22 protein-coding genes are annotated in these 22,974 nt (G+C 59.9%); 14 read left to right on the top strand and 8 right to left on the bottom strand.

Annotation, left to right across the window (positions count from 1 at the left end; translation table 11 throughout):
* Positions 1 to 24 precede the first annotated feature (24 nt).
* Genes mbhE through mnhG form a run of 7 tightly spaced genes read left to right on the top strand, consistent with a single transcriptional unit; the run spans position 25 to position 5,715 of the window.
* Positions 25 to 2,316: a hydrogen gas-evolving membrane-bound hydrogenase subunit E gene (gene mbhE / locus P8S53_RS10815; RefSeq protein ID WP_277803979.1), complete on the top strand. Its 2,292-nt coding sequence runs from the start codon at positions 25 to 27 to the stop codon at positions 2,314 to 2,316.
* The gene (locus P8S53_RS10810) at positions 2,316 to 2,738 is read left to right on the top strand and encodes an MnhB domain-containing protein (RefSeq protein WP_277803978.1); all 423 of its coding nucleotides are present in this window, start codon (positions 2,316 to 2,318) and stop codon (positions 2,736 to 2,738) included. Before mbhE ends, P8S53_RS10810 begins: the two co-directional genes overlap by 1 nt.
* A 3-nt stretch (positions 2,739 to 2,741) precedes the next feature.
* Complete coding sequence (locus P8S53_RS10805; protein WP_277803977.1) at positions 2,742 to 3,113, top strand: Na+/H+ antiporter subunit C; 372 nt, start codon at positions 2,742 to 2,744, stop codon at positions 3,111 to 3,113.
* Positions 3,110 to 4,612 carry a Na+/H+ antiporter subunit D gene (locus P8S53_RS10800; protein ID WP_277803976.1) on the top strand — a complete coding sequence of 501 codons (1,503 nt, stop codon included), beginning with the start codon at positions 3,110 to 3,112 and terminating at the stop codon, positions 4,610 to 4,612. The genes P8S53_RS10805 and P8S53_RS10800 overlap by 4 nt, the downstream gene beginning before the upstream one ends.
* Entirely contained in the window at positions 4,609 to 5,088 is a 480-nt protein-coding gene (locus tag P8S53_RS10795; protein WP_277803975.1) for a Na+/H+ antiporter subunit E, read from the top strand. Before P8S53_RS10800 ends, P8S53_RS10795 begins: the two co-directional genes overlap by 4 nt.
* Positions 5,085 to 5,420: a cation:proton antiporter gene (locus P8S53_RS10790; RefSeq protein ID WP_277803974.1), complete on the top strand. Its 336-nt coding sequence runs from the start codon at positions 5,085 to 5,087 to the stop codon at positions 5,418 to 5,420. Before P8S53_RS10795 ends, P8S53_RS10790 begins: the two co-directional genes overlap by 4 nt.
* Positions 5,413 to 5,715 (top strand): monovalent cation/H(+) antiporter subunit G, encoded by a 303-nt coding sequence (gene mnhG, locus P8S53_RS10785; RefSeq protein ID WP_277803973.1) that lies wholly within the window; start codon positions 5,413 to 5,415, stop codon positions 5,713 to 5,715. The genes P8S53_RS10790 and mnhG overlap by 8 nt, the downstream gene beginning before the upstream one ends.
* Positions 5,716 to 5,992: 277 nt before the next feature.
* Here the strand turns inward: mnhG and P8S53_RS10780 are convergent, their stop codons facing one another.
* Positions 5,993 to 7,810: an SLC13 family permease gene (locus P8S53_RS10780; protein ID WP_277803972.1), complete on the bottom strand. Its 1,818-nt coding sequence runs from the start codon at positions 7,808 to 7,810 to the stop codon at positions 5,993 to 5,995.
* Positions 7,811 to 8,017: 207 nt separating this feature from the next.
* The gene (gene katG, locus P8S53_RS10775; protein WP_277803971.1) at positions 8,018 to 10,189 is read right to left on the bottom strand and encodes a catalase/peroxidase HPI; all 2,172 of its coding nucleotides are present in this window, start codon (positions 10,187 to 10,189) and stop codon (positions 8,018 to 8,020) included.
* A 514-nt stretch (positions 10,190 to 10,703) separates the two neighbouring features.
* On the opposite strand from katG, the gene pnp reads away from it, so the two are divergent.
* Complete coding sequence (gene pnp, locus P8S53_RS10770) at positions 10,704 to 12,836, top strand: polyribonucleotide nucleotidyltransferase (protein ID WP_277803970.1); 2,133 nt, start codon at positions 10,704 to 10,706, stop codon at positions 12,834 to 12,836.
* Positions 12,837 to 13,288: 452 nt separating this feature from the next.
* On the opposite strand, the gene P8S53_RS10765 is transcribed toward pnp, so the two are convergent.
* Positions 13,289 to 13,498, bottom strand: a complete 210-nt coding sequence (locus P8S53_RS10765) for a DUF1127 domain-containing protein (RefSeq protein WP_277803969.1) — start codon at positions 13,496 to 13,498, stop codon at positions 13,289 to 13,291.
* 230 nt (positions 13,499 to 13,728) lie between these two features.
* Here P8S53_RS10765 and ruvC point away from each other — a divergent pair, with 230 nt between their 5' ends.
* From ruvC to ruvB, 3 genes are read left to right on the top strand one after another with little or no spacing between them, the layout of a single operon-like run.
* Positions 13,729 to 14,235 carry a crossover junction endodeoxyribonuclease RuvC gene (gene ruvC, locus P8S53_RS10760; protein ID WP_277803968.1) on the top strand — a complete coding sequence of 169 codons (507 nt, stop codon included), beginning with the start codon at positions 13,729 to 13,731 and terminating at the stop codon, positions 14,233 to 14,235.
* The gene (gene ruvA, locus P8S53_RS10755) at positions 14,232 to 14,897 is read left to right on the top strand and encodes a Holliday junction branch migration protein RuvA (RefSeq protein ID WP_277803967.1); all 666 of its coding nucleotides are present in this window, start codon (positions 14,232 to 14,234) and stop codon (positions 14,895 to 14,897) included. The genes ruvC and ruvA overlap by 4 nt, the downstream gene beginning before the upstream one ends.
* 3 nt (positions 14,898 to 14,900) lie before the next feature.
* Positions 14,901 to 15,938, top strand: a complete 1,038-nt coding sequence (ruvB, locus tag P8S53_RS10750) for a Holliday junction branch migration DNA helicase RuvB (protein WP_277803966.1) — start codon at positions 14,901 to 14,903, stop codon at positions 15,936 to 15,938.
* 142 nt (positions 15,939 to 16,080) lie between these two features.
* Here ruvB and P8S53_RS10745 read toward each other — a convergent pair whose 3' ends face one another.
* Positions 16,081 to 17,541, bottom strand: a complete 1,461-nt coding sequence (locus P8S53_RS10745) for a ferredoxin reductase family protein (protein WP_277803965.1) — start codon at positions 17,539 to 17,541, stop codon at positions 16,081 to 16,083.
* 131 nt (positions 17,542 to 17,672) lie between these two features.
* Here P8S53_RS10745 and P8S53_RS10740 point away from each other — a divergent pair, with 131 nt between their 5' ends.
* Positions 17,673 to 18,746, top strand: coding sequence for a cytochrome c3 family protein (locus P8S53_RS10740; protein WP_277803964.1), 1,074 nt, complete (start codon positions 17,673 to 17,675; stop codon positions 18,744 to 18,746).
* Positions 18,747 to 18,986: 240 nt separating this feature from the next.
* Here P8S53_RS10740 and P8S53_RS10735 read toward each other — a convergent pair whose 3' ends face one another.
* From P8S53_RS10735 to P8S53_RS10720, 4 genes are all read right to left on the bottom strand, one after another.
* A complete protein-coding gene (locus P8S53_RS10735; RefSeq protein WP_277803963.1) occupies positions 18,987 to 19,916 on the bottom strand; it encodes a bifunctional riboflavin kinase/FAD synthetase in 930 nt (309 codons plus the stop codon).
* Between the two features lie 40 nt (positions 19,917 to 19,956).
* On the bottom strand, positions 19,957 to 20,400 hold the full coding sequence (locus P8S53_RS10730) for a MaoC family dehydratase (protein WP_277803962.1): 444 nt from the start codon (positions 20,398 to 20,400) through the stop codon (positions 19,957 to 19,959).
* Between the two features lie 226 nt (positions 20,401 to 20,626).
* On the bottom strand, positions 20,627 to 21,508 hold the full coding sequence (locus P8S53_RS10725; protein ID WP_277803961.1) for a TIGR01459 family HAD-type hydrolase: 882 nt from the start codon (positions 21,506 to 21,508) through the stop codon (positions 20,627 to 20,629).
* Positions 21,505 to 22,422 (bottom strand): manganese-dependent inorganic pyrophosphatase, encoded by a 918-nt coding sequence (locus P8S53_RS10720; protein WP_277803960.1) that lies wholly within the window; start codon positions 22,420 to 22,422, stop codon positions 21,505 to 21,507. The genes P8S53_RS10725 and P8S53_RS10720 overlap by 4 nt, the downstream gene beginning before the upstream one ends.
* On the opposite strand from P8S53_RS10720, the gene P8S53_RS10715 reads away from it, so the two are divergent.
* On the top strand, positions 22,421 to 22,648 hold the full coding sequence (locus P8S53_RS10715; RefSeq protein WP_277803959.1) for a hypothetical protein: 228 nt from the start codon (positions 22,421 to 22,423) through the stop codon (positions 22,646 to 22,648). The genes P8S53_RS10720 and P8S53_RS10715 overlap by 2 nt on opposite strands.
* 38 nt (positions 22,649 to 22,686) lie before the next feature.
* On the top strand, positions 22,687 to 22,974 hold the full coding sequence (locus tag P8S53_RS10710; protein ID WP_277803958.1) for a co-chaperone GroES: 288 nt from the start codon (positions 22,687 to 22,689) through the stop codon (positions 22,972 to 22,974).

The following is a 22,974-nucleotide window of genomic DNA, read 5'->3' as shown; positions in this document are numbered from 1 at the left end:
GCCAATCAGGAGTCGACCGAGCAGATGGCAGAGCCTTCCGACCCGAACGCGCCCTGGGTGACCCCGGCGGGCATGATCACAGTGGCATTGACCGCCGCACTTTTCCTGTTTTTCCTTCAGTATTTGCCTGTTGTGCCCCGCGATGGGGCGGTGCAATGGGTCTGGGACTGGATCCCCAGCCTGCAAGTGCGCCTGTCCTTCTGGCTGGACGGACTAAGCCTGATGTTTGCGCTGCTGATCACCGGGATCGGCACGCTGGTGATGCTGTATGCCGCGCGCTATCTTGCAGGGCATCCGCAATATAACCGCTTTGCGCTGTATTTGTTCAGCTTCATGCTGTCGATGCTGGGTCTGGTGCTGGCAGATAACATGATTGCGTTGTTCGTGTTCTGGGAACTGACGACCTTCACATCCTATCTGCTGATCGGCTTTTCGCATACCGACCCCAAATCGCGCCGCAATGCGTTGCAGGCGCTGCTGCTGACGGCCGCGGGGGGGCTGGCGCTGCTGGCGGGCTTTATCCTGATCGGGATCACGCAAGGCACGTTCGAGTTGTCGCAACTGAACGCGGCGGGCAGTATGGCAGAACACCCCATATACTTGGGTATTCTGATTCTGGTCCTGTTGGGGGCATTTACCAAATCGGCGCAGGTGCCGTTTCATTTCTGGTTGCCCAATGCCATGGCCGCGCCCACGCCGGTATCTGCCTATCTGCATTCGGCGACGATGGTGAAGGCGGGTGTGTATCTGCTGGCGCGGATGCATCCCAGCCTGTCGGGCAGTGATGTCTGGGTTTACACGCTGACACTTTTCGGGGCCGTTACGGCGGTGTTTGCGTCCTTCATGGCGCTGCGCCAGACCGACCTGAAACAGACGCTGGCCTATACCACGCTGATGGCACTGGGCACGCTGGTCATGTTTCTGGCGGGGTCTTCGGGCTATGCGATTACGGCGGCGATGACATTCCTGCTGGTGCATTCGCTGTATAAGGCAGGGTTGTTTCTGGTCATCGGGATTATCGACCATGAAACCGGCACGCGCGATGCCAATGTTCTGGGCGGGCTGGCACGGGCCATGCCGATCACGGCGGTGGCGGCGGGGTTGTCGGGGCTGGCGATGGCGGGGATTCCGCCGTTTCTGGGCTTTATTGCCAAGGAAGTGGCCTATGCCGGTGCGTTGACCATGGCGATCAGCTGGTTTGTGGTGATCATGGGCATGGCCGCATTTGCGCTGATGTTTGCCGTGGCGCTGATTGTCGCATGGAAGCCGTTTTTCGGCCCGCAAGGTGACTTGCCGCGCACGCCGCATGAAGGGCCGTGGGCCATGGTTCTGGGTCCGATCACGCTGGCGGTTATTGGCCTGCTGGCGGGGTTGTTGCCCGGTGTCACGGCCTATTATCTGGTCGAACCTGCGGTGGCTGCGGTCATGGGCGCGCCCGATGCGGGCGGGCGGCTGAAGCTGTGGGCGGGGTTCAACCTGCCGCTGCTGCTAAGTGTGCTGACATTCGCGCTGGGGTTTGTGCTTTATAAGGTCCATGCGCGCCTGCGTGCCATGCTGGCCGATATGGAAGCGCGCGCCATTGATATGGATGCAAGCTGGGATGTGTTTCTGGACCGTTTCATGGCCTTGGCCAAGGGCCAGACGCGTGTGATCCAGACAGGGGTGTTGCGCCATTATATGTTTGTGACATTCGCAGTCTTTGCGCTGTCCGTTCTGGTGACACTGATCTTGCGCCCTGCGGCGGCGCCATTTCTGGATTTCACCGGTATCGGCTTTGTGGAATGGGGCATTGCTGCATTGATCATTGCGGGCACAGTGCTGGTGGTTCTGACATCATCACGGATTGCGGCACTGGTGGGCTTGGGCGTTGTGGGGATTGGCGTTGCGTTGATCTTTATTGCCTATTCCGCGCCTGATGTGGCGATCACGCAAATTCTGGTGGAATTGCTGGTGGTGGTGCTGCTGGCCGTTGCACTGCTGAAAATGCCGCATCTGGACCGCACGGGAAAACAGACGCACCGCCCGTTTGATGCGGGGCTGGCGGTTCTGGTGGGCGGGGTCACGACATGGGTGCTGCTGCGCGTGACAAATGCGCCCTTCGATCGCCGCCTGACGGATTTCTTTGAGGCGTCATCCTGGACAGAGGCGTTCGGGCGCAACATCGTCAATGTCATTCTGGTGGATTTCCGCACGCTTGACACCTTTGGCGAGATTGCGGTCGTGATTGTTGCAGCACTCGGGGCCTATGCACTGCTGAAAGGCGGGCAGAAAGCGCCGCCAGACGATACGCCGGACGCCACAAAGGAGGACCGCTGATGAACTCCATCATCTTTACCGCCGGGGCGCGTATTCTGGTGGCACTGCTGTTTGTTTTTTCGCTGTTTATGCTGCTGCGCGGCCATCACCTGCCCGGTGGCGGGTTTATCGGCGGGCTGCTGGGGGCGGTGGCGTTTATCGTCTATTCGCTGGCCTGCGGACCCGCCGAGGCAAAATCTGCATTGCGCGCAAGCCCCGAAGGCATTGCCGCAGTGGGGCTGGGCATTGCGCTGGTGGCTGGGCTGGTTGCGTTTTTCTTTGGCGATCCGTTCTTCACCGGCCAGTGGTACTGGGTGGGCGGCGACAGCTACGAGACGTCGATCTTCTCGCTTAATACGGTTCTGGTGTTCGACATCGGGGTGTATCTGGTGGTGTTGGGGTCCATCCTGTCAATCGCCTATGCCTTTGAAGAGGAGACCTGAGCCATGGAAGCACTGACTGCCCTTGTTGTCGGCGTGCTGGTCGCCGCTTCGGTCTACCTGATGCTGGCACGCAATTTCATGCGCTTTCTGTTCGGGCTGATCTTGCTGTCGAACGCGGCCAATCTGGTGATTTTCGCATCAGGGCGCATGACAAAAGGCGCGCCCGCGCTGGTGCCTTACGGCGCCGATACCCCCGCTGGTGTGGTGGGCAATGCCCTGCCGCAGGCGCTGGTTCTGACCGCTATTGTTATTGGCTTCGGGCTGCTGGCCTTCACGCTTGCGCTGGCCTTTGAAACCTATCGCCGGTTGCGCACCATGGATACTGACAAGATGCGTGTTGCCGAACCCAAAGACGCCGACGAGGACAAGAAATGACAAGCTGGCTTCTGGTCATGCCCATCGCCGTTCCCTTTGCAACGGCGGTTCTGGCCTATCTTATGCGCCGCGCCCCCAGCGGGCGTTGGATTTCGCTGACAGGGTCGGTCCTGTCGCTGGTTGCATCCATCGCATTGCTGATGGCGGTGCTGGATGAGGGCGTGATTGCCGCGCAGATGTCCAACTGGGACGCGCCTTTCGGCATTACGCTGGTGGCGGATTACTTGGGCGTTGTGATGGTTGTCATCACGGCGATTACCGGCCTTGCGACCGCGATTTATGCGCTGGGTGAAATACCCGAACGGCTGGAACGGCTGGGCTATCACGCGCTGTTTCAAACCCTGATTGCGGGTGTGACAGGGGCGTTTCTGACGGGCGATCTGTTCAACCTGTATGTCTGGTTCGAGGTGATGCTGATTTCATCCTTCGGGCTGCTGGTTCTGGGTGGCACGCGCGAACAGCTTGATGCGGGCATCAAATATGTGGCGCTGAACCTTGTCTCGACGCTGATTTTCCTGTCGGGCATAGGGTTGCTGTATGGGGTGACCGGCACGCTGAACATGGCCGATCTGCGCGATGCGGTGGCCAATTCCGAAGACCAGACATTGATCACCGTGATCGCCATGATGTTCATGGTGGGGTTCGGGGTGAAGGCGGGGGTGTTCCCGCTGTTCTTCTGGTTGCCCGCGTCCTATCACACGCCGTCATTTGCCGTGTCTGCGGTGTTTGCGGGCCTGCTGACCAAAGTGGGCGTTTATGCGATGATGCGCATGTTCACGCTGGTGTTTGTGGGCGATATCGGCTTCACGCATGAAATCCTGATATGGGTGTCGCTGGCCACCATGCTGACAGGGGTTCTGGGGGCCGCCGCGCAGACGGATTTCCGCAAGATCCTGTCGTTTCACATCATCAGCCAGATTGGTTACATGACGCTGGGACTGGCACTATATACGCCGCTGGCGCTGATGGGGGGGGTGTTCTATCTGGTCCACCACATCATCGTGAAAGCGAACCTGTTTCTGGTATCGGGTGTTGCATTCAAACTGACAGGATCGACGGATCTGAACCGCATTGGCGGGCTTTACAAATCCTCGCCGTTTCTGGCGGCGCTGTTTATCGTGCCCGCATTCTCGCTGGCAGGGTTTCCGCCGCTGTCGGGGTTCTGGGCAAAATACCTGATCGTCAAGGCCTCGATCGAGCTGGAGGCGTGGTTCGTGGCGTTTATCGCGCTGTTCGTGGGGTTGTTGACCATTTTCTCGATGACAAAAATCTGGGGAATGGCGTTCTGGAAACCGCATCCCGACGGGATTGACCCTGTTCCGACCCGCGTGCCTGCGCATATCCGCCTGCCCATGATGCTGCCGATTATTGGTCTGGCCACCATGACGGTTCTGATCGGTCTGTTCCCCGAACCCTTCGTGCAATTTGCCGAAACGGCTGCCGCGCAGTTGCTGGACCCAAGCGATTATGTCACCACTGTTCTGGGGGCGCAAAGATGAACGGCTTTTTGATAAACCTGCTGCTTGCGTTTGCATGGGCTGCGATGACGGGGTCTTTTGATCTGGGAACGCTGGCCACGGGTGCGGTGCTGGGCTTTTTCGCGCTGTGGCTGTCCGCGCCGCTGACGGGCATTGACCGGCTGTATTTCCTGCGCAGTTACCGTGCGGTGCGGCTGGCGCTGTATTTCTTCTGGGAATTGCTGCTGTCATCGGTGCGCGTCGCATGGGATGTGATCCGCCCGTTTCCCAAGAACAAACCCGCCATTATTGAAGTGCCGCTAAGCGTGAAATCCGATATCGAGATTTTGTTGGTCACCAACCTGATATCATTGACGCCGGGCACGCTAAGTCTGGATGTCACGCAAGACCGCAGCACCCTGTTGGTGCATGCCATGTTTGCAGATGACCGCGACGCGCTGGTGGCCGAGTTGAAAAACGGCATGGAACGTATGGTCGCGGAGGTGTTTGAGAAATGAGTGCCGCTGATTTTCTTGACCTGTCAGTCCAGATCGGCCTTGGCCTGATCCTGCTGGGGTTGGCTGTGGCCTTCATACGGCTGGCGATTGGCCCGACATTGGCGGACCGTGTGGTTGCGCTGGATATGATGAACATCACCATCATCGCGTTTTGCGGCCTTTATGCCATAGCGATTGACGACCCGTCGCTGCTGGATGTGGCGATTGTGGTGGCATTGGTTGGCTTTCTGGCAACGGTCGCACTGGCGCGCTATGCAGAGCGTTATTTTGACCGCGAAAAGAAGTCGGCTGACCCCGATGCAAAACAAACCAAAGGGGGCGGCGATGATTGATGTTCTGAAAGGACTTCTTATTCTGGGCGGCGGCGCGTTTGTGTTGATCGCGGCCATCGGCATTGTGCGCCTGCCTGATCTGCTGACGCGGATGCATGCCTCGACCAAGGCGGGCACGTTGGGTAGCTTGCTAATACTGGTCGCGCTGGCGTTTGATATTGGAACTGTGTCGGGCACCAGCAAGGTTCTGGCGACAGTGTTTTTCCTGCTGCTGACCGCGCCCATCGCTGCGCATATGATTGGCAGGGCCTATGCACGAACCAGCGTCAAGGATGGTAAACCCGCCGGAAAATGACATGTGCGGGTCGGGGTGATCCGGCCTGAAAGGGGCAGGTGGGCGTTCCCAAGGCGCGCAGCAAAGGGCGCAGCCCGCCGCGCCATCGGTGGGCCGTCCCGCGGTCTGCCGATTTGGCCAGTGACACGCCAAGCCATTGAACGCGGGAATATGCAGCCTGCATAAACTGCATTCTCAAAATGTCGGATCGGCAGTCCCCGGCCCACCGCTGGCGCGGGCTTTATCCAAGCACGAACGCGCCCTTCGGCCCCGAACGCACCGTTTCAACCTGATCTGATCATAATGGCCAGACCCATAGCAGCATCGGTATGCTGACCGCCACAACCAGCACTTCCAGCGGCAGCCCCAGACGCCAGTAATCGCCGAACCGAAACCCGCCGGGGCCAAGGATCAGCGTGTTGTTCTGGTGTCCTATCGGCGTCAGGAACGCACAGGATGCCCCGATGGCAACCGCCATCAGAAAACTGTCGGGATTGACCCCCAGCGCGCCCGCGATACCCAGCGCAACGGGGCTAAGAACCGCCGCAGTCGCTGCGTTGTTCATCAGGTCGGAGAGGAACATCGTGATTGCCAGCACAACCGCCAGTGACGCTACGGCGTTTTCCTGCGCAATGGTCTGCACCAGAAACACCGCCAGCACATCTGCCGCACCTGTGACCTGCATGGCCCCTGCAACCGGAATAAGCGCGCCCAGCAGCACAATCACCGGCCAGTCAATCGCGGTATAGACCTGCCGTGGTGGCACGGTGCGCACCAGCATCGACACCACCACCGCCGACATAAAGGCAATGGCGGCCGATAACACGCCCAAGGTAACAAGCACCACAGCCCCCAGCAGGATGGCCGCTGCAAGGACCGCCTTGCGCTTGTCGGGAATGCGCAGGTCGCGTTCCCCCAATGGCACACAGCCCGCGTCATGGATGAAACCCGCCATCGCATCGGCCGGACCTTGCAGCAACACCAGATCGCCCGATTGCAGCGCCACATCGCGCAGGCGCTTTTGCTGCGGGGTATGTCCGCGCGACACGGCCAGCAGGTTCAGCCCATAGCGGGCGCGCAGGTGCAGATTACTGGCCGATCTGCCGACAATATGTGACCCCGGCAATACCGCCACTTCGCGCGTCACAATATCGGCATCGCGGGTCGCGTCCTTTTCCTTTTTCGTGGCAGGGTCGTCGTGTGGGGGGCGCGTCTTGCTGTCCGCATCGCCTTGTTCTTCCAGCACCATGCCAAAAGCGCCAAGGGCCTTGGTCAATGTGCCGACATCCGCTTCCAGCACCAGCATGTCACCGGCATGAATGTGGCGGTGCGGGTGGGGGGCGTTTAAGCGCACATCATTGCGCACCAGGCCCGTGACCTGCGCGCTGCCGTCATCAATCGCATTTTCAAAAGCGCGCAGCGTCATGCCTGCGGCCTTGCTTTTTTCCGGCACGCGCACTTCGGAAACATAGGGGTCGGTTTCAAACCGCCCTGCACCTGCGGCCTTGCGCGCAGGCACCAGCCGCCAGCCGACAAGGGCAACAAACGCCACACCCAGCACAGCCACTGCCACCCCCACAGGTGCGAAATCAAACATGCCGAATGCGCCCTGTCCGGCCTGTGCCCTGTAGCCTGATACAATCAGATTTGGCGGCGTGCCCACCAGCGTGGTCATGCCCCCCAGAATGGTGCCAAAGGCCAGCGGCATCAGCACCTGGCCTGCCGTCATGTTCAACCGGCCAGACAGGTGCACCGCCACCGGCATCAGCAGCGCCATCGCGCCCACATTGTTCATGAACCCCGACATGGCCGCCCCCAGCCCGATCAGCGCGGCCATGCTGGCTGCACGGCCTGCATCGCGCGGAAGCACATTGCGCACCAGCCAGTCCACGCCGCCGGTGTTTTGCAACCCGTGGCTAAGGATCAGGATACAGGCCACCGTGATGACCGCAGGATGACCAAACCCCGCAAACGCATCCGGCGCAGATACCAGCCCTGCGATCACACAGGCAAGCAGCGCGCAAAGGGCGACAAGGTCATGCCGCAACCGGCCCCACATGAAAAGCGCCACGGTCGCTGCCAATATGCCAAATATCAGAAACTGGGGCATGGTCATCTGATGCTATCCTGCAATGCGCATTGCGTCAGGCGAACAGCGGCGCGTGCAAAGGTCAACGCGTGGTCCTGTCAGCGGTTCCTTGCGGCGCGTTCCTGCCCGCGCGCGGGCAAAGTCCTGCCAGACGCATAAAAAAAGCCCGCGCAGCGTATGGCTGCACGGGCAGGGCTGGCGGCGGCCGGTGTGGCTGCGCAGCCGTTTTTCAGCTTACGCCAGATCGAAGCGGTCGGCGTTCATCACCTTGGTCCATGCAGCAACGAAATCATGAACGAACTTTTCCTGATTGTCGTCTTGTGCATAAACTTCAGCATAGGAGCGCAGCACCGAGTTCGACCCGAAGACCAGATCAACACGCGTTGCGGTGAATTTCTCCGCGCCGGTCTTGCGGTCCACAATCGCATACAGATTGCTGCCTTTAGGGTCCCATTTGAACCCCATATCGGTCAGGGTGACGAAGAAATCCGTGGTCAACGCGCCTTCGCGGTCGGTGAAAACCCCGTGCTTGGTGCCGCCATGGTTGGTGCCGATCACGCGCATCCCGCCCAGCAGGCAGGTCATTTCCGGCGCCGTCAGCCCCATCAACTGGGTGCGGTCCAGCAGCATTTCTTCCGGCGTGACAACATAGTCCTTCTTGACCCAGTTGCGGAACCCGTCAGCCAGCGGTTCCAGATACTGGAAGGAGTCTGCATCCGTCATCTCGTCGGTGGCATCGCCACGTCCGGGGGCGAAGGGCACGTCAATGTCGAACCCTGCGGCTTTTGCCGCCTGTTCAACGCCGTAATTTCCCGCCAGAACGATCACATCGGCAATGCTTGCGCCTGTGTCCGCAGCAATCGGTTCCAGAACGCCCAATACACGCGCCAGACGGTCGGGTTCATTGCCTTCCCAATCCTTTTGCGGGGCCAGACGGATGCGTGCGCCATTGGCACCGCCGCGCAGGTCGGACCCGCGGAAGGTGCGTGCGCTGTCCCATGCGGTTGCAACCATGTCGCTGACACTCAGCCCGCTTGCGGCAATCTTAGCCTTGACGGCGGCGATATCATAGCTGGCGTTGCCAGCAGGAACCGGATCTTGCCAGATCAGGTCCTCGCTTGGGGCTTCGGGGCCGATATAGCGTTCTTTGGGTCCCATGTCACGGTGCGTCAGTTTGAACCATGCGCGCGCAAACGCGTCATCAAACGCCGCCGGATCGGCCATGAATTTTTCGCAGATGGTGCGATAGGTCGGGTCCATCTTCATGGCCATGTCGGCATCGGTCATGATGGGGGTTGCGCGGATTGACGGGTCTTCGACATCAACGGGCCGGTCTTCTTCGGCAATATCGACGGGTTCCCACTGCCATGCCCCTGCGGGGGATTTCTTCAATTCCCACTCATACCCGAACAGAAGTTTGAAATAACCCATATCCCATTTGGTCGGGTGCGTGGTCCATGCCCCTTCAATGCCGGAGGTCACAGTGTCGCGGCCAATGCCACGGCCCTTGTGGTTATTCCAGCCAAGGCCTTGCTCGAACATATCTGCCGCTTCGGGTTCCGGTCCCAGATCTTCGGCGCGGCCATTGCCATGCGTCTTGCCGACAGTATGGCCACCGGCGGTCAGGGCGACGGTTTCTTCGTCATTCATGGCCATGCGGGCGAAGGTTTCGCGCACCTGTCCTGCGGTTTTCAGCGGGTCGGGCTGGCCGTTCACGCCTTCGGGGTTCACATAGATCAGGCCCATCTGCACAGCCGCCAGCGGGTTTTCCATGGTGGCAGGGTTGGCAACATCGCCGTAGCGTTCATCGCTGGGGGCCAGCCATTCGCGTTCCGCGCCCCAATAGATGTCTTTTTCAGGGTTCCAGATATCTTCGCGGCCAAAGGCAAAGCCAAAGGTTTTCAGGCCCATGGATTCATATGCCACCGTGCCTGCCAGAACCATCAGGTCGGCCCAGCTGAGTTTGTTGCCGTATTTCTTCTTGATCGGCCACAGCAGGCGGCGCGCCTTGTCCAGATTGGCATTGTCAGGCCAGCTGTTCAGGGGGGCAAAGCGGTGGTTGCCGGTGCCAGCCCCGCCGCGACCGTCCTGAATGCGGTAGGTGCCCGCCGCGTGCCATGACATGCGGATCATCAGGCCGCCATAGTGACCCCAATCGGCAGGCCACCAGTCCTGACTGTCGGTCATCAGGGCGAACAGGTCTTTTTTCAGGGCGTCAAAATCCAGCGATTTGACTTCTTCGCGGTAGTTCACGCTGCCAATCGGGTTCGACTTGCTGTCATGCTGGTGCAAAATGTCCAGATTCAGCGCCTTGGGCCACCAATCCATGACAGAGCTGCCGGTTTCGGTGATGGCGCCGTGCATCACCGGGCATTTGCCGCTTTGGGGGGTGTCGTTGCCGTCCATGTCATAACTCCTGGGATTGCTATTTGAATTGGCTGTCTGGAATGGGCGCGGTTGCTGCCGCATCACGCGTTGATTCCCATCCGTATGGTGTGGGTGATAGCATGCCAAATTCATAAGTAGAACTTGCATTTTCTTATAAGGTTGATCAGGTTTTCTGATCAGTTTTGCAAATAGCGCGATTGGCGTGCTGGCACTGGTTTAAATTGTCCAGACGATAGTTTGATGACGGGCAAGGCTGCGGTCAATGCGGCAGTTGCGCCCATGCCGCGCCATCGGTCCCACGACGCACAGGGTGCGCATATCCCCATTTCCATACCCTGACAGCCATATTTGCAACCATTTGGGCCTTGCAATAGCTTCTTTTCAGGAGATGGTTTTTCCTGTATGGGCCAGTTATCTGAGACGTGACGCTTTGACCCCGGCGTGATGCACAGGATTTGGGGTCGGCGGCAATGGGGCCGCTATGCAATCGGGGGGCCGGAGGGCCGGAATATCCCCCATGAGGATACGCTGAATGTTCAATATCTCTAAAAAATCGATCCAGTGGGGCGAAGAAACGCTGACACTGGAAACAGGCAAGATTGCCCGTCAGGCAGATGGGTCGGTCATTGCCACGCTGGGCGAAACCAGTGTCATGGCAAATGTCACCTTCGCCAAACAGGCGAAACCCGGTCAGGACTTCTTTCCGCTGACCGTGCATTATGTCGAAAAATATTACGCGGCCGGCAAGGTTCCCGGCGGTTTCCTGAAGCGCGAAGCACGCCCTTCGGACAAGGAAACGCTGACATCGCGGCTGATTGACCGACCCATTCGCCCGCTTTTCGTCGATGGCTTCAAGAATGAAGTTCTGGTCATCTGCACTGTGCTGTCACATGATCTGGTCAATGAGCCTGATGTCGTGGCAATGATTGCGGCGTCTGCGGCGCTGACAATTTCGGGTGTGCCGTTCATGGGGCCGATTGCGGCTGCGCGCGTTGGCTTCTCAAACGGCGAATATGTTCTGAACCCCGAATGTCAGGATATGGAAAAGCTGCGCGAGAACCCCGAACAGCGCCTTGACCTGATTGTTGCAGGCACCAAAGACGCCGTGATGATGGTTGAATCCGAAGCTTATGAGCTGTCCGAGGCAGAAATGCTGGGGGCCGTGAAATTTGCCCATGAAAGCTATCAGCCGGTTCTTGATCTGATCATCGACCTTGCTGAAGATGCGGCAAAAGAAGCGTTTGATTTTCAGGCACCCGATTATGCCGACCTGTATGCCGCAGTCAAAGCGGCGGGCGAGGCGCAGATGCGTGCCGCGTTCGGCTTGCGTGACAAGCAAGAACGTGTGGCCGCAATTTCGGCTGCGCGCGACACCATCAAGGCCGCACTTAGTGAAGAGCAGCTTGCAGATGAAAACCTTGGTTCCGCGCTGAAGAAGCTGGAATCGTCAATCCTGCGTGGCGCAATCATCAATGGCGAGCCGCGCGTTGACGGGCGTGACACCAAGACCGTGCGCCAGATCGTTTCGGAAACAGGGTTGCTGCCGCGCACGCACGGGTCTGCGCTGTTCACACGCGGTGAAACACAGGCATTGTGCGTCACCACATTGGGCACCGGCGATGACGAGCAGTTCATCGACGCATTGACCGGCACGTCCAAGTCAAGCTTCCTGCTGCATTACAACTTCCCCCCCTATTCGGTGGGCGAAGTGGGGCGTTTCGGCCCTCCTGGCCGGCGTGAAGTGGGGCATGGCAAACTGGCATGGCGCGCATTGCAGGCCGTTCTGCCTGCGGCCACCGATTTCCCCTATACCATCCGCATCGTGTCCGAAATCACGGAATCCAACGGGTCCAGCTCGATGGCGACCGTGTGTGGCGGGTCACTGGCCATGATGGATGCAGGTGTGCCGCTGAAAGCACCGGTTGCCGGTGTTGCCATGGGGCTGATCCTTGAAGATGACGGCAAATTTGCTGTTCTGACCGATATTCTGGGTGATGAAGATCACCTTGGCGATATGGATTTCAAGGTTGCAGGCACCGATTCAGGCATCACCAGCTTGCAGATGGATATCAAGGTTGCCGGTATCACGTTTGAAATCATGGAACAGGCACTGGCACAAGCCAAGGACGGGCGTATGCACATCCTGGGCGAAATGTCGAAAGCGCTGACCGAAGCAAACAGCTTCAGCCAGTATGCCCCCAAGATTGAAACCATGCAGGTTCCGACCGACAAAATCCGTGAAGTGATCGGGTCTGGCGGCAAGGTGATCCGCGAAATCGTGGAAACATCGGGCGCGAAGGTCGACATCAATGATGATGGTATCATCAAGATTGCGTCCAACGATCAGGCGGCCATCAAGGCGGCGTATGACATGATCTATTCCATCGTTGCAGAACCCGAAGTCGGCAAGATTTACACCGGCAAGGTTGTCAAACTGGTGGATTTCGGCGCGTTCGTGAACTTCTTTGGCAAGCGCGATGGTCTGGTGCATGTCAGCCAGATCGAAAACCGCCGCCTGAACCACCCTTCAGACGTGTTGAAGGAAGGTCAGGAAGTGAAGGTCAAGCTGTTGGGCTTTGATGATCGCGGCAAGGTGCGTCTGGCCATGAAAATGGTTGATCAGACCACCGGCGAAGAGCTTGCAGCGGAAAAAACCGAGGACTGAGGGCGCGCGCCCTCTTTCCCTTTCGCACTGGCGACGGGGACGTGTCGGCCTTTGGGTCGGTGCGTCCCCGATTTTGTTTGTGGGTGGTGCATCTTCAGATGTGGGGGGATATGGACAAAACCCGCGCCATCGGCGGGCCGGGGACTGCCGATCCGGCGTTCAAGGCATGCATTTTATGCAGGCTGCATACTCCTGACCTCAAAGAAGTTCACTGCCATCAGGTCATCGGCAGGCCGCGGGACGGCCCGCCGATGGCGCGGCGGGCTGTGCCCTTGATTCCGCGCCTTCGGATGTCGGCTTGCAGGCCGGTAAACGACCAGCCCTTGTGGCGTCACCCCATACGCGCAGGCCGGAATATGACAGCGCCATACCGATGAAATGCAAAAGGCCCCGGAGGATGTCCGGGGCCTTTTACTTTCGTGTCTTGGGATGGTGCGATCTCGCGGTCCCCATCAGCGTCCCATCAGGGCAACGTGGTCGATATCTGCACGCGTCAGGCCGATATCCTGCAATTCGCGGTCGGTCAGGGCGTTCAACTCGCGGCGGGTTACGCGGGCATCGTTCCAGCTGCGCAGGCCAGCAAAGAAGGCACCAAAAGTCAGGGTTTGGAAACCGCTGAACACGCGATCAGCATGCGGGCGGCTTTGGGCGTAGAAGGACATTGTCATCTCCGGTGGTGTATGTTCATAAACTGCCGCCATCTTGTGCGGACTACTGGGAGTTATGCCGTTTTCATGGGCATAACAACTATGGGAAATCGCAATCCCCCTATGATCTGGATGCATGACTGGGCGCAAATTGATCGCGGTATCGCCGAAAGGCTTGGCAGATGTTCGCGCTTCGTGCTAATGGGGTGAACAGACAGGCCCTTACACCCCGGAGAGAGACAGCCATGCGCGTGATCGGCATTGACCCAGGCTTGCGCAACCTTGGCTGGGGCGTCATAGATGTGGATGGCGTGCGTCTGCGCCATGTGGGAAACGGCATCTGCCATTCGGACCCGAAGGCCACTTTGGCCGCGCGCCTGCTGGAATTGCATATCGGGCTGACCGACGTGATGGCCCGCTTTGCCCCCGACACTGCCGCCGTTGAACAGACATTCGTGAACAAGGATGCAGTCGCCACTTTGAAGCTTGGCAGCGCGCGCGGTATTGCGTTGCTGGTGCCTGCGCAAGCGGGGCTGGTGGTGGGCGAATATGCCCCCAACGCGGTCAAGAAGGCCGTGGTCGGTGTGGGCAAGGCCGCGAAGGAACAGGTGGATCATATGGTGCGCATGCAACTGCCCGGCGTCGAGATTGAAGGGCCGGACGCGGCCGATGCGCTGGCTATCGCCATTTGTCATGCTTTTCATTGCCAGTCGGCGCGTCAACTTGCGATAGCGGGGGGCGGCGCGCGATGATCGGCAAGCTGACGGGTGTGATCGACATGCGCGGGCAGGATCATGTGCTGCTGGATGTGCGCGGTGTGGGCTATATCGTATATGTATCGGACCGCACATTGATGGGGTTGCCGGGGCGGGGCGAAGTGGCGGCACTTTACACCGATCTGGTGGTGCGTGAGGATCTGCTGCAACTTTACGGGTTTCCCACATTGCTGGAAAAGGAATGGCACCGCGTGCTGACCTCGGTGCAAGGGGTGGGGGCGAAGGCGTCGCTGGCGATACTGGGCGCACTGGGACCGGAAGGCGTGGCGCGGGCCATTGCATTGGGCGACAGCAGCGCCCTGCGCAAAGCCCCCGGTGTGGGGCCGAAACTGGCGCTGCGCATCGCCAATGAACTGAAGGACAAGGCGCCCGCATTGATGGCCGTGATGGAAACCGCGCCAGCCAGTGCACAGGGCGCTGTGCTGGATGCAGAACCCGCGCCCGTTCCCGCAGCCCCCGCTGCCCCGGTCACACTGCGTCCCAACGCGACCGCAGACGCGATGTCCGCGCTGACCAATCTGGGTTACGGGCCAAGTGATGCCGCGCGCGCCGTGGCCGAAGCGCAGGCCGTGGCCCCCGATGCAGACCCCGCCGCCCTGATCCGCGCAGCGCTGCGCCTGCTGGCCCCGAAAGGCTGACGAATGACAACACCTGACCCGACATTGCGCGGCGCGGATATGGCCGGTGACCCGCCCGAACTGGACAAGGCGCTGCGCCCGCAGGGGCTGGACGAATTTATCGGCCAGCAGGAAGCGCGCTCCAATCTGCGGGTGTTCATCCAGTCTGCGCGTATGCGCGCGGAAGCCATGGATCATACGCTGTTTTATGGCCCGCCGGGTTTGGGCAAGACGACATTGGCACAGATCATGGCGCGCGAACTGGGGGTGGGGTTTCGCATGACCTCTGGTCCGGTCATGGCCAAGGCGGGCGATCTGGCGGCCATCCTGACCAATCTTGAAGCGCGCGATGTGTTGTTCATTGACGAAATCCACCGCCTGAATCCGGCTGTGGAAGAAGTGCTGTATCCCGCGATGGAAGATTACCAGCTTGATCTGGTGATTGGCGAAGGGCCTGCCGCGCGCACTGTGCGCATTGAATTGCAGCCCTTTACGCTGGTGGGGGCCACCACGCGGCTGGGGCTTCTGACCACGCCCCTGCGCGACCGGTTCGGCATTCCCACACGGTTGCAGTTCTATACCGAGGCAGAGTTATGCCAGATCGTGGCCCGCGGCGCGCGCCTGTTGGGCGTGCCTGCCGATGATGACGGTGTGCGCGAAATCGCGCGCCGTGCGCGCGGCACACCGCGCATTGCGGGGCGGCTGTTGCGGCGGGTGGTCGATTTCGCGCTGGTCGAAGGGGACGGGACATTGACGCAGGCGCTGGCCGACAATGCGCTGACACGGCTGGGGGTGGACCATCTGGGCCTTGATGGTGCGGACCGGCGCTATCTGGTGCTGTTGGCCGAAAACTATGGCGGCGGGCCGGTGGGGGTGGAAACCATTGCCGCCGCATTGTCGGAATCGCGCGATGCCATTGAGGAGGTGATCGAGCCGTTCTTGTTGCAGCAGGGCCTTATTTCGCGCACGCCGCGCGGGCGTATGCTGGCGGCCAAAGCATGGGCACATCTGGGCCTGCCCGCGCCCGCGCCCCCCGACCAGGGGCGGTTGTTCGAGGGGTAGCGCGGTGGATCTGTGTCAGGGGGGACCGGGTGAAGGGGACGCGCAAAGGTGCGGAATCAAGGCCGTAGGCCGCCGCACCATCGGCGGGCAGTGCCCGGCCCGCCGCTGGTGCGGGCTTCGTCGATAGCCCTGAACCTTCGCTTCAAACCACCCCCGCCAGTGCGGCAAACCCCGCAACCAAGGCCACAATAACGCCGCCTATGCCCAGAATATTACGCGTGCGCGCGCGGTCCTGCCGTGACCGTGCGCCTGCTGCATAATCAAAACGTTCATAGATCACATTGGCCATCGGCAGGCCCAGATCAAGCAGCGCGTCCGACACGGCCACCACCATGGGGCCGGGGCCGCAGATCAGCGCTTTGGTCCGGGCGGGGTCAAGCCCGTCCAGCATGTCGCGCAGCCGGTCCTGCGTCAGGCGACCGGCTTGAATATCTGGGGCTTCCGCGCCATCTTCGCAGGTCAGCCACAGGCGCAGATCCAGCGTGCGGGTGGCGGCGCGAATCTCCTCCAGACAGGCGAAATTTGGTGCAGCGCCAACCGCATAGGCCAGTCGCACAGGCCGCGTGTCGCCGCGCGCCACCATATCGCGCAAAATGCCCAACACCGGCGCAATCCCCACACCGCCGCCAATCAGCAGCACGGATTCGGGGTCATGGGCGTGCAGGCTGAATTCGCCATATGGCCCGTCAATGCCAATGCTTGCACCTTCGGGCAAGTCACCGATCTGGTTGGTGAAATCGCCCGCTTCCTTGATCAGCAGGCTTAATCCGGGGCGGGCAGGGCTGTCGGCAATGGAAAACGGGTGGTCAAACAATGGAAAGCGGCGCGTGCCTTCGGTCATCCAGACGAACTGGCCCGCGTGATAGGGCAGGGCAGGTGTGTCGCCCACTGGCTGTATGTCCAATTCCCACATGCGGTCTGCGCGCCTTGTCACGGATGCCAGCCGCCATGGCTGGCGGTGCAGCCTTGCCCACCGCCACCCGTATAGAATGGCCATGACCGCAAGCACCGCCGCGCCAAGTGCCCACCAAAACACGGCAACCGGCCCTTGCGCGCTGAAACGCCCGACAGCGATGGCATGATGCAGCCCGCCAAACACCGCCACCAGCCCCAGCACAACATGCACGCCACGCCATGCCTCATAGGGCCAAGGCAGGCGGTCGCGCAGGATGGAGCTGGCAATCAGCACCACCAGCGCGCCCAATGCCACCACACCGGTCAGATAGGCAGGATCGCTCAGGTAGAATTGCAGCCGCAGCCAGCCCAGTTCGGGGTCTTGCGCCCATGTCGGCCAGATATAGGCCAGCGGGTGCAGCACCACGGCAAGCGCCACCCATGACGCGGCCAGTTTGTGAAACCCCATGATCTTGTCGATGCCCAGCTTGCCCGACACCCCCTCAAACCGGCCTGATGTCACGAATTGAACGGCCATGCCCAACAGCGCAATCATCCCCATCGCTGCGGCGGCATATTCCCACATTGCGGCGGGCGCGACACGTTGGGTCAGCGCAAGCGCCAGCGGCAGGGCGGCGGCCAGCACATAGACCAACGCAAGGCCGGGGCCTGACGGGCGAAGGGCGGAAAGGGTGTTTGCGTGCGACATGGGTTGAAATGCGATCCTGTTTTCGGCCAACCTGCCGCGTGAAAGATCACATCTGCCATGATGCAGATCAAGCTTGGCAGAGGGTCTACATGTTACCCTTAGCATAGTGATTGCAAAAAAGGGGGGACCAGATGCGCCTTATTTCGGTTTTGATCATGATGATCGCAGTTTTCGCGCCAGCGCAAATCCGTGCCGATGATCTGGTCGGGTTGGAGCGGCTGATTGCGGCATGGCTGAATTCGCCGCATGGGGATTATCATTCCCCGTCGTTTACCTACTGGAACGAACAGGGGGAAGTGCCTGAAACCTGCGCCATGTGCCATTCCGAAACGGGGTTTCTGGACTTTCTGGGTGCGGATGGCAGCCCTGCGGGCGCGGTGCACAGCCCCGGTGTGATCAATTCGCCCATTGGCTGCGTGGCCTGCCACACGGCAGAAGCACATGCGCTGGACGCGGTGACATTCCCGTCCGGCGTGGAGGTTCAGGATCTGGGCGCATCAGCCACCTGCATGGTCTGCCATCAGGGCCGGCAATCGGGCGACCAGATCGCGGCGCGCGTGGACGGGCTGGACCCGGATGCGGTGTCAGATGATCTGGCTTTTGTGAATATTCATTATGCGGCGTCCGCAGCCACGATGCTGGGTGCGCAAGCCGGCCCGGGCTATCAGTATTCGGGGCGCAATTATGCGGGGCGCTTCATGCATGTGCCCGGCGCCGATACCTGTGTGGCGTGCCATGACGCGCACAGCACCGCAGTTGAAACCGATGGTTGCCTGACCTGCCATCAGGGGGTGACAGATATTCGCGACATCCGCACCCAGCACCGCGATTTCGCGGGAACAGGTGACAGGTCCGGTGGTATTCATAGTGAAATCATGGCATTGCAGGGCGAACTTCTTGTGGCTATCCGTGCGTATGCGGCGCAGGTTGCGGGCACGCCCATCGCCTATGTGTCGCGCCACCCGTATTTCTTTGTTGATCCTGATGGCGCGGGCGAGCTGCCCTTTGATCAGGCAACGCGCGACAACCGCTACCAGTCATGGACGCCGCGTTTGCTGAAAGCGGCCTATAATTATCAGGTGGTCACCAAAGACCCCGGCGGATATGTGCATAACCCGCGCTATATGCTGCAAATCATGTATGACAGCCTGCATGACCTGTCCCAGCAGGTAGAGATTGACATGTCGCGTATGTCGCGCCCGTAAGCGGGAATTAGCGGAGTGTCATAAGATCAGCGTGCAACAGCTTGTTTGCGTTTGGTTCTTGCATGCACAGGACAGCTAGAGCATGTCACGTTCATTCGCATTTGCGCGACATGCTTTAACTTATTGATTTCGCATGTTCGAGAAGCTCAAAACCGGTTCCCACTTTTGAGCAACATGCTCTAAAGGCGCGGAATCAAGGGCGTCAGATCGCAAAAGGCCAATTGTCAACATCATCCCGCGTCAGTCCAATGCCGCAAGGATGGCGCGCGCCTGCGCGCTGTCGCGGTCCATCTGGGCAATCAGGCCGTCAAGACTGTCGAATTTCAACTCATCTCGCAGATGGTCCACCAATGCCACAGACAGATGCGCGCCATACAGATCGCCATCGAAATCGAACAGGAAACTTTCCAGATTGGGCTGGTTTTCCCCGAACATGGGCCGCACCCCCATGGATGCAACGCCGCCATAGCGCCCCTGATGGGGGCCTGTCAGCACATCGACCTGCACCGCATAAACCCCGAATCGCGGCGGATGCAGGCCGGTGATGGACATGTTCGCGGTGGGATAGCCCAGCCCGCGCCCGCGCTTTTCGCCATGCAGCACAACCCCGTCAATGCGGTGCCAATGGCCCAGCATGCGCGCCGCATCACGCGGGCGGCCATCGCTAAGCGCCGTGCGGATGGCGGTTGATGAATAGACCGCGTTGCTGTCGCGCAGCAGGGGCGCAATCGTCACATCAAAGCCCAGCTTGTGCCCAAAGCGTGCAAGATCATCAGCAGTGCCTGTGCGGCCCTTGCCGAAACAGAAATCCGCACCGATCACGACATGGGACACGCCAAGGCCCTGATGCAGCACCACTTGCGCAAAATCCTGCGGCGAAAAGCCCGATAATTCTGCCCCAAACGGCAGCTGATACAGGCATGACACCCCCATGCGCGCCAGGCGGTTGGCGCGGGATTCGGCGTTCATCAGCCGGAACGGGGGGGCAGCGGGGGCAAAATATTCGCGCGGGTGGGGTTCAAACGTGACAATGCCCAAAGGCGCATCATCGCGGCGCGCAAGGTCAATCACCGTCTGGTGCCCCAGATGCACACCGTCGAAATTGCCCATTGCGACGGATGCGCCCTTGCAGGCTGTGTCCAGCGATGTCCAGTGGTTTACAATACGCATCTGTCCCCTGCGGGACGCGATGGCGCGCATGCATCCCGACTTAGTCGAATTTCCGGCTGGGTGCCAAGACTGTAGCTTCACCCTTCAGAACAGTCGTATTGCCTACACTGCACCGACAATCAAGGGTGACGCGGCGCTTGCCGTAATCAATGGTCAGAACCGTGACTTCGGCCAGCACAACATCACCGGGGCGCACGGGGGCCATGAATTTCAGGCTTTGGCCCATATAGATGGTGCCATGACCGGGCAGCTGTTCGCCGATCACTGCGGAAATCAGGCCAGCGGTCAGCATGCCATGGGCAATGCGCCCTTCGAATATGGTGTCCTGCGCATAGGATTCGTCCAGATGCACGGGGTTGCGGTCTGTGGACACTTCGGCAAAAAGTTCAATATCGCGGTCGGTGACTTCCTTGCGCAAATGGCGTGTCATGCCGATTTCCAGATCTTCGATACAGATGGTGCCGCGCGGAAAATTGTCATTCATGCTATGGTCCAACATCACTGCATACCCTTCGTCGTGTCGAATCTGACGTTTTGTTGCAGTGCAGCATTAGCCGATATCGTGCTTATGCGCAACATGCATTGGAATTTTAATTCCAAAAAGTGATGTTTGTGGTAATTTTATTGCGATGCATCTTTGTGGCGATCCCCTGCTGAAATGCAACAGGCCGGGCATTACGCCCGGCCTGTGTCTGGTGGTGTAAGGCGTGTCAGCCCAGATAGGGAATTGCGAAACGGGGGTGCAGTTCCTTTTCGGCCAGCCAGGCTTGCAGGCGGGCGGGGTCGGGCGCGGCAGGGTCGGGGCCGAATTCGGCGGCGGCCAGACCGCTGGTCACGAATATTGTATCGATCCCTTCGGATATACCGCCCTGAATATCGGTGTGGATGCCATCGCCAATCGCTATCACGCGGTCATTGGAGAATTTCAGTCCAAGCCGTGCTGCATATCTGCGCGACAGGTCATAGGCGGGGGGGTGCGGTTTGCCGAAATACAGCACTTCGCCGCCCATTTCCGTGTATAGCTGCGCGATCGACCCCGCGCAGTAAATGCGCCTGTCGCCGTAATCGACCACCAGATCGGGATTGGCGCACAGCATTTTCAGCCCGCGCACCTTGGCCGACAGCAACCGCCCGCGATAATCTTCTGGGGTGTCTGACATGTCGTCAAAGGGACCTGTGCAGACGATGCCTTCGGCCTCGTCAAATCCGACGCGCGTGATGGGGGTGTGCTCTGATGCCCAGTCGGGCAGGTTCAGAAACAGGTCATCATCCTTTGACGGGCCAAGATGCCAGACCTTGCGCCCCACAGCGCCTGTCAGCATGGCTTCCTGCGTTGCATCGCCGGATGTTACAATGCCGTCATAGGCATCGCGCGACAGGCCCATTTCATCCAGCCGCGCCTGCACGGATGCGGCTGTGCGCGGCGCATTTGTCAACAGCAACACCCGCCCGCCCTGCGCACGAAATGCACATAGCGCGGCTTGCGCGCGGCCATGAATGGCGCGCCCGTTATGCACGCAGCCCCACAGATCCACCAGCGCGAGTTCGTATTGCGCGGCGATCTGGTCAAACCCTGTCAGCAGGCGGGTCACAGCGCCAGCACCGGAATGATCTGTTTCTTGCGGCTCATGACACCGGGCAGAACCACGCTGTCGCCGGTGGCATCCACCCCGAAGGATTTTTTCGCAAGCGCGCGCGTCAGGTCATTGGGCAGCAACAGCGTGGCTTCTTCATTCAGAATGTCCACGATGAACAGCAGCACCTGATCTGCGCCATCTTCGCGCGCGACAGATTCCATGCTGGCCATCAGGCTGTCCTTGCGGGCCAGAACCTGCGCGGGCGCCGTGGTTTCCAGAACGGACACGCGGAATTTCTTGCCATCCACATCAAAATTCTTGGAATCCATACGCAGCAATTCGGCATCGCTGAAGCTGGACACATCGGATTTTGCGGCGAACATGGCGCTGGCCAACTCGGCCATATCCACGCCCAGATCATCGGCCAGTGCGTGGGCAATGGCGCGGTCGGTCTGGGTGGTGGTGGGGGAACGGAATTCAAGCGTGTCCGACAGGATGCAGGACAGCATCACTCCCTTGATGGCGCGCGGGGCCTGCGCCATGTGCTTGCCGATCAATTCATACATGATGGTGGCCGTGCAGGCCAGCGGGCGCATGGTGATGTCGATAGGCCCCTTGGTTTCCAGCCCGCCGACAAGTTTGTGGTGGTCGATGATGGCGCGGATATCGGCGTCATTGATGGTGGCGGGCAACTCGGCGGGATTGTTGGTGTCTACAATCACCACCGGTGCGCCTGCGGGCAATTCTGTCAGGATGTCGGGCTGGGGGATGCCCCAATGCTCCAGCACGAATTTCGCCTCTGAATTGGGTTGGCCCAGCAGCGCGGCCTGCGCGGGCGTGTCCTGAACCTGTGACAGATACCACGCCCAGATCAGTGGCGAGCCGGTCGAATCGGTGTCGGGGGAGAAGTGGCCAAAGACTTTAATCATGTTGAAGGTCCGCATGTTGGGCTGGGATGTGTTCGCGCGGCTTATAACGCCGCAGCGCCGCATTGTCACGCAAGCGCTGACAGATCATTCCCGCACCGCCGAACCCTGCATGCAGGGGCGTCGGAAACGGGGGGCAGTGGCGGTGATTTTTTCCATATCAGGGGTGTTGACAGTGGCACGTCCTGCGCCTACCTATGCGCCGTTAGCACTCGACCAGGGCGAGTGACAACAAATTTCAACCTGGAACCAAAGGAGCGTTCTCAGATGGCATTCACACCGCTGCATGACCGTGTTCTAGTCCGTCGCGTCGAAAGTGACGATACAACCAAGGGCGGTCTGATCATTCCAGACAGCGCCAAAGAAAAGCCCGCTGAAGGCGAAGTCATCGCCACCGGCGAAGGCGCACGCAAGGATTCGGGCGAACTGATCGCAATGGCTGTAAAAGCCGGTGATCGTGTTCTGTTCGGCAAGTGGTCCGGCACCGAAGTCACCGTTGATGGTGAAGAGCTGCTGATCATGAAAGAAAGCGACGTTTTGGGCGTACTGTCCTGA

It is taken from the genome of Roseinatronobacter sp. S2 (assembly GCF_029581395.1).
Lineage (GTDB): Bacteria > Pseudomonadota > Alphaproteobacteria > Rhodobacterales > Rhodobacteraceae > Roseinatronobacter.
The sequence above is the reverse complement of the archived record's forward strand: the minus strand, read 5'-3'. Positions and strand labels throughout refer to the sequence as shown.